At 60.0% G+C, this 2,643-nt stretch carries 2 protein-coding genes; one reads left to right on the forward strand and one right to left on the reverse strand.

Annotation, left to right across the window (positions count from 1 at the left end):
• Positions 1–264 precede the first annotated feature (264 nt).
• Positions 265–501 (reverse strand): hypothetical protein, encoded by a 237-nt coding sequence (locus F8N80_RS30845; RefSeq protein WP_150749184.1) that lies wholly within the window; start codon positions 499–501, stop codon positions 265–267.
• Positions 502–671: 170 nt separating this feature from the next.
• Here F8N80_RS30845 and F8N80_RS30850 point away from each other — a divergent pair, with 170 nt between their 5' ends.
• Positions 672–2,435 carry an L-lactate permease gene (locus tag F8N80_RS30850; protein WP_150749185.1) on the forward strand — a complete coding sequence of 588 codons (1,764 nt, stop codon included), beginning with the start codon at positions 672–674 and terminating at the stop codon, positions 2,433–2,435.
• Positions 2,436–2,643: the final 208 nt, after the last annotated feature.

The raw sequence follows: 2,643 nt of genomic DNA on the forward strand, positions 1-2,643 counted from the left end.
TCGGCGCTTGGGTGAAAGGAGGAGGGGCGAAATCTCCCACGGATCTGTACTGCGTCAACAGTCAGAATCGGGCTTTGTCCCTTCTCCTCCCTTCAAGTCCTAGCATACAAGCGGGCTTGCTCGCGAAAGCGGTGGGCCAGTCACGTTGATGTTGAATGGCTCACCGCTTTCGCGAGCAAGCCCGCTCCCACAGTAGAATGAGTGCGCCTGACTGATCGGTACTAAACACCGAAGCCCGCTCTTGCAGGCAACTCCAGGCGCGGCTCACAGGGTTCTCTGGCTATTCCCGATGCCCTTGGCGATATCGATGCCCCAGTCCATTGCGGCTTCCATATCCAGCATGTGCGGTTTTGGGTCAGGGTTTTCATCGATGACCGTGCCGTCGGGTCGGTAGACACCGATAAACATCCCAAGGGAACCGTCCTTCAGAATCTCGGCTTTCACCTCGATCTTGCATCCGTTGGAAAGCGTTTCCTTATGGTTCATATGGCGTTCAGTCATTGCTGCATTCCTCCCGTTGACGTGCGAGTAGCGCCTTCATCCATTGGCCATGTTAGCTCAGTGCAGCCCGTTCGCGGGGCGGCCAGGACAGCGGCGTGATGCCACCTATACTACAAGCCACCGCCCCCTTCGGGGTCTGCATTCCCAACAATAAAAAGCAGAGGTGGAACATGATCTGGCAGCAAATCTACGATCCGTTCGGTAACCCGGTGTTTTCAACCATCATGGCGGCAGTGCCGGTGGTGGTGATGCTGGCAGCCTTGGCGTTTTTCCATATCAAGGCGCACCTGGCGGCACTGCTGGCACTGGGCTCGGCCTTGCTCATTGCGATCTTCGCCTTTGGCATGCCGGCGAACATGGCCGGTTCCGCCGCGCTGTACGGCGCCGCCAACGGATTGCTGCCGATTGGCTGGATCGTGCTCAACATCATCTTCCTGCACCGGCTGACGACCGAGAACGGCTCGTTCAAGGTGCTGCAGGATTCGCTGGCCCGCATTACCGACGATCGACGGCTGCAGTTGCTGCTGATTGCCTTCTGCTTCGGCGCATTCTTCGAAGGGGCCGCCGGGTTCGGCACGCCGGTGGCGGTGACCGGAGCCATCCTGATCGGGCTGGGGTTCTCGCCGCTGGCGGCGTCCGGCCTGGCATTGATCGCCAACACCGCGCCGGTGGCGTTTGGCGCCCTGGGCACGCCGATCATCACCCTGGCCAAGGTCACCGGGCTGGATGAGATGGAACTGTCGATGATGGTCGGCCGGCAGTTGCCGTTTTTTTCTGTGATCGTGCCCTTCTGGCTGATCTGGGCCTTCGCCGGCTGGCGCAAGATGCTGGAAATCTGGCCGGCGATCCTGGTGGCCGGGGTCAGTTTTGCGGTGCCACAGTTCCTGGTGTCCAACTATCACGGGCCGATGTTGGTGGATGTGATCGCCGCGCTGATTTCCATGGCCTGCCTGACCGGCTTCATCAAGGTCTGGAAACCGGCCACCATCCATACCTCGGCAGCGCTGTCAGGACGGGTGGACAATTCCAAGATTGATGACGAGCACGACGTCGAACCCACGGCGACCGCCACCTTCAACAGCGAAAACCGCTCGGCCGTGATGCGTGCCTGGATGCCCTGGATCGTCCTCACGGTGTTCGTATTCGCCTGGGGCACCCAGAGTTTCAAAAACATGTTCGATACCCGTGCGGCAATCGATCCGGTCACCCATTCGGCCAAACTCGACCCGCAAGGCAAACCGATGCGCGAGGCCAACCCGATTTTCGCCCCGACGCTGACCTTCACCACCATTCACCAGCAGATCGAGAAGGTGCCACCGGTGGTGCCAACACCGAAAACCGAAGAAGCGATCTACAAGTTCAACTGGTTCACCGCCACCGGCAGCGGCATCCTGCTGTCGGCGATCCTCGGCGGGCTGCTGATGGGGTATTCGATCCCGCAACTGATCCACCATTACCTGCGAACGATCTGGCTGGTGCGTTACTCGCTGATCACGATCGTGGCGATGCTCGCCCTCGGTTTCCTCACCCGTTATTCGGGCCTGGACGCCACCATGGGCCTGGCCTTCGCCGCGACGGGCATTTTCTACCCCATGTTCGGCACCCTGCTCGGCTGGCTCGGCGTGGCCTTGACCGGTTCGGATACGGCCTCCAACGTGCTGTTCGGCGGCTTGCAACGGGTGACTGCCGAGCAACTGGGGCTCAGCCCGGTGCTGATGGCGGCGGCCAACAGTTCCGGCGGGGTCATGGGCAAGATGGTCGACGCGCAGTCGATCGTGGTGGCTTCGACCGCTACGCGCTGGTACGGCCATGAAGGGGAAATCCTGCGTTATGTGTTCTTCCATTCGATCATCCTGGCCATCCTGGTCGGTGGCCTGGTGACGTTGCAGGCGTATGTGGAACCGTTCAGCAGTATGGTGGTTGGCGGTAAGTGATCGACGTAGAGTGGTGAAGAGCGGCGATCCGACAAGCCAGCTCCTATGTATGGACTCGCCCCCACTGTCTACCCGCTTTCAAAAAAAACTGCCGCCCCGTTGCATCTATGTATTAGGCCTATTCGAGGAAGCCGTCATCGGCTTCTGGCCAAAATTGGAAGAGCTCGTGGCATGCCGATTACAGTCAGGCCTCGAAGGCCAGTAGGAG

It is taken from the genome of Pseudomonas fluorescens, assembly GCF_902497995.1.
Classification (GTDB): domain Bacteria; phylum Pseudomonadota; class Gammaproteobacteria; order Pseudomonadales; family Pseudomonadaceae; genus Aquipseudomonas; species Aquipseudomonas fluorescens_BK.